Origin of the sequence: Oculatella sp. FACHB-28, from assembly GCF_014696015.1 — a bacterium.
Taxonomy (GTDB): Bacteria; Cyanobacteriota; Cyanobacteriia; order Elainellales; family Elainellaceae; genus JAAUTN01.
The window spans coordinates 1-3,417 of sequence record NZ_JACJPJ010000009.1 but is presented as its reverse complement, the minus strand read 5'-3'; the positions used below and the strand labels follow the sequence as shown (position 1 = coordinate 3,417).

Below are 3,417 nucleotides of genomic sequence, written 5' to 3'. Positions count from 1 at the left end.
CTCGCAAGGTTGGCGACACTTAGCGTTTGCAGTAGATGATGTCGATCGCGCCTATGAGACTCTCAGCGATCGTGGAGTTGAATTTATCAGTCCGCCTGTGACCTACGATCCACTGGGCATTCGCATTGTTTATTTCAAGGATATTGATGGCAATATCTTGGAACTCTACAACGATTTTCGCTGATCAGCATCCTTGCGCTGTCTTCAGCTAAATCAAGATACATTCCACTCACCATACTGATGAGTAATGATTATGCCTAACCGCATCAGAAACCATCTTCAAATTCCTACAACACGGCGTACAGTTGTTTTTAGTAGTGTAATTTGTTTCATAGTCTTGCTCATTTTAGGAATTTCATTATTTCACTTAAATCTCCCTGCGGCGATCGCTCAAAGCTCAATTGCTCCAAAGCCAAGACATTAACACTCCGATTCGGGGCTGTTCTGCTGCAATCATGAATCGAACTGCTACTCCAGAGATGAGTGCCAACGAGCGTTTAGGTCTGCATAGTGAGTTTCATCGCAAACTTCAACCGATGATCGGAACTTTCCAGGTTAAACAAACTGCACGATTCGTAACCGATGCAACCCTGTTGAATTTAATAACATTATTGCACGTCGTAATTGGCTAGAAGATTGCACAACATTATTTGAAATTATGGAAGGAACGAGCAATAATCAGCCATTTACACGGCTTGCTCTTTACACCTACCAACCTCTTGATCATGAATATCAATTGTCATCAATGGATACTCGCACACCTGGGTTAATGAGCTTTCGCAACATTGCAGTTGAGGGAAATAACATCAGTTTTGGTATAACTTATCCTTTTCCAGGATTGACTTCACAAATTGATGGACGTTCCACCAAACTGCGTCATGTTCTGCACTTGCAGAACGACCAGCAACAAGTGTTGAGCCAGTATTTTCAGTATCCAGGAGGTAGAGAGTTTTTAGCCATCGAATATACCTACACACGCATCCAGTAAAGAAAATCATTTACTGCATTTGTAAGGAATTCTAGAATGCGACATTCTCTGAAAAATATCCTAATTGCATTGGTGAGCATGTTCTTATTGTGTGGGTTAGGAATTCAGCAACAGCGTATATCTACTGGTTTCAATGTTGAACTTATGGCTGCTCAAGCGCAAACTACCAACACAGCTACATTTTTTGCTAGTTTACAACCTCATCACGTTGCGCTCTCTGTTCCAAATCTCGATGAAACCATTCAGTGGTATCAAGAGAAGCTAGGGTTTACAACAACTTTAAGACGAAATTTACCTCAATTCTCAACCGACAAGCATTCTTAGCTTTGGAACCTGTAGCAGACGAAGAACTTGGACTCACCGTCTGTTTCATTAAAGACAATAATGGCAACTTGATCGAGTTAGTTCAGGAACTAAATACTTTGTAAGGCAAGTAACGAGAGTAAAAATATGACGCACTTCAATGACTACAAAGACAAATACGAAAACTTGAAGCTAGAGCGAACTGACTCTGGTATTTTGACAGTCACGATGCACACCAATGGGGGTTCACATATCCATACAGGGAAAGCTCATTATGAGTTTGCAGAAGCATTTGGGGAGATTGCCCGCGATCGCCAGAACGAGGTTGTCATTTTCACTGGAGCAGGCGATCAATGGATTAGCCACATTGACTTTTCCACTGTTGATGACATCACCAAACCTGCTGGCTGGTATGCCATTCTGACCGAAGCGCGACAGCTTCTCTACAATTTTCTTGACATCAGCGTTCCAGTAATTTCAGCCGTCAACGGTCCGGCTCCGATTCATGGCGAGTATGCATTGATGGCAGACATTATCCTGGTAGCAGAGGAAGCATACTTTCAAGATAACCAGCATCTATCCGTCGGGGGTGGGGTTGTACCAGCCGACGGCGTGCAGATTCTCTATCCAGCAGCAATGGGGGATGTGCGAGGGCACTATTTTCTCTTGACGATGCAGAAACTAACGGCTGAGGAAGCATTACAAATCGGCATGGTTAATGAAGTTCATCCTCGTGAAAAATTGCTGGCGAGAGCCAATGAGTTAGCCGAGAAACTGCTTCGCCTTGACCCGTACACCCGTCGCTACACCCGATTGATGTTTACCCGCAAGCTCAAGCAAAGAGTGGTGAATGAACTCCCGTTTGATATGGGCTTAGAAGGACTGTCGATTCTCTCAGCCGTACAGCTTCAAAGAACGTAATGCTCAACCTTATGCCAATCTGAATTTGCCAATCCAACCGGAGAAATACCATGACTCAGAATCTATCCCAGAGTAAAGGAATTGAGAGCCTACAGCTTGTTAATGTTGCAGTGTCGGTGATGAATCTGGATGAAGCGATCGCCTGGTACAGCGACAAATTGGGCTTCATCCTCAACTATCGCACGGCTGCGATCGAAGGCATTGAACTCGCCTTGATGGAGAAAAACGGGCTTTACATCGATCTGATTCACTACCCAGAACCCATCAACCTGGAGCCTGAACGCAAAAATCCGCCATTTCACTTGCAAATTGCTGGCTTACGCAATCTGGTGTTCTTTGTTGATGATAGTGCTGCCGCAGATGCCGAGTTGAAGGCAAAAGGCGTAGAACTAATGTGGGAAAGCAATTTCCTACCGCATTTGGGAACAAAGGTAACTGCATTTCAAGATATGGATGGCAATCTGGTTGCGTATTGGGAGAAGAACGAGCAAATCCTCAATTATTTGCGAACAGGACGTACTCAATCGTGAAGCAAAACCATTAATCATAATCCTAGTGGATAAATGTCAAAGCTTTTGTAATTACAATAACGGTATTGGAGCCTCGATTAATTGCTCCCGTAAGGCAATCTTTTGAATCATCGAGCTAGCCAACTGGATAATACGGTTGTGTCGCAAAAACCAGCCAGTGGTAAGGTAGACAAACCCCGTTGTGTGTTCTTGCCCTCCAATGTCTACTCCTGCTTTGTTCAAGTGGCGGCACTTTTTGCCCGAAATCATTCTGCTGAATGTCCGTTAGTATTATCGCTATTCCCTGAGCTACCGAAATTTGGAGGAGATGATGCAGGAACGCGGCGTAGAAGTAGACCACTCGAAGATCAATCGGGTTGTGTCGCAAAAATCTTCCAAGGACAAATGATCGGTAACATTTGCACTGCTCTAAGCAGTAATTCCAAAGATTGCTTCAATTAACCTGGCTTGAGAGACACTATTCTCTTGTTCGATTCCTTTCACTTGTCCTTTTCGAACCATATTCATTGCCTCGATCCCACTCAAGATTCTCCTCGCACTGTTGAACGACTTGAATCCCATTATCGGTTTCACAATGCGCTTGATGTGCCGATGATCCTGCTCAATAGTGTTATTGGGATACTTGCTCTACCTCAGTTGGGTCTCTGGATGAATCGCCTCATCCGCTTTGAGCGT

The 3,417-nt window shown here is 44.1% G+C and carries 7 protein-coding genes and 1 pseudogene; 7 read left to right on the top strand and 1 reads right to left on the bottom strand.

The genetic code is table 11. From position 1 onward, the window contains the following. The 7 genes and pseudogenes from H6F88_RS00170 to H6F88_RS00140 all read left to right on the top strand — a co-directional run. On the top strand, positions 1–184 hold a 184-nt coding region (locus tag H6F88_RS00170; RefSeq protein WP_190640742.1), incomplete at its 5' end, for a VOC family protein. 271 nt (positions 185–455) lie between these two features. Next, positions 456–632: a hypothetical protein gene (locus H6F88_RS00165; protein ID WP_206756413.1), complete on the top strand. Its 177-nt coding sequence runs from the start codon at positions 456–458 to the stop codon at positions 630–632. 26 nt (positions 633–658) lie between these two features. Then, the gene (locus H6F88_RS00160; RefSeq protein ID WP_190640740.1) at positions 659–988 is read left to right on the top strand and encodes a DUF1579 family protein; all 330 of its coding nucleotides are present in this window, start codon (positions 659–661) and stop codon (positions 986–988) included. 36 nt (positions 989–1,024) lie between these two features. Beyond that, on the top strand, positions 1,025–1,312 hold the full coding sequence (locus tag H6F88_RS00155; RefSeq protein WP_190640739.1) for a VOC family protein: 288 nt from the start codon (positions 1,025–1,027) through the stop codon (positions 1,310–1,312). A gap of 126 nt (positions 1,313–1,438) precedes the next feature. Beyond that, a complete protein-coding gene (locus H6F88_RS00150) occupies positions 1,439–2,212 on the top strand; it encodes an enoyl-CoA hydratase/isomerase family protein (protein WP_190640738.1) in 774 nt (257 codons plus the stop codon). Positions 2,213–2,262: 50 nt separating this feature from the next. After that, complete coding sequence (locus H6F88_RS00145; RefSeq protein ID WP_190640737.1) at positions 2,263–2,742, top strand: VOC family protein; 480 nt, start codon at positions 2,263–2,265, stop codon at positions 2,740–2,742. 199 nt (positions 2,743–2,941) lie between these two features. Then, a pseudogene (locus H6F88_RS00140) lies at positions 2,942–3,097 on the top strand (IS6 family transposase); the annotation flags it as partial. Between the two features lie 53 nt (positions 3,098–3,150). On the opposite strand, the gene H6F88_RS34255 reads toward H6F88_RS00140, so the two are convergent. Further along, positions 3,151–3,315 (bottom strand): hypothetical protein, encoded by a 165-nt coding sequence (locus H6F88_RS34255; protein ID WP_347277644.1) that lies wholly within the window; start codon positions 3,313–3,315, stop codon positions 3,151–3,153. Positions 3,316–3,417: the final 102 nt, after the last annotated feature.

Excerpts from the sequence above, each read along its gene's own strand:
- H6F88_RS00165 (WP_206756413.1), top strand. The coding sequence starts at position 456 with ATGAATCGAACTGCTACTCCAGAGATGAGTGCCAACGAGCGTTTAGGT.
- H6F88_RS00160 (WP_190640740.1), top strand. The coding sequence starts at position 659 with ATGGAAGGAACGAGCAATAATCAGCCATTTACACGGCTTGCTCTTTAC.
- H6F88_RS00155 (WP_190640739.1), top strand. The coding sequence starts at position 1,025 with ATGCGACATTCTCTGAAAAATATCCTAATTGCATTGGTGAGCATGTTC.
- H6F88_RS00150 (WP_190640738.1), top strand. The coding sequence starts at position 1,439 with ATGACGCACTTCAATGACTACAAAGACAAATACGAAAACTTGAAGCTA.
- H6F88_RS00145 (WP_190640737.1), top strand. The coding sequence starts at position 2,263 with ATGACTCAGAATCTATCCCAGAGTAAAGGAATTGAGAGCCTACAGCTT.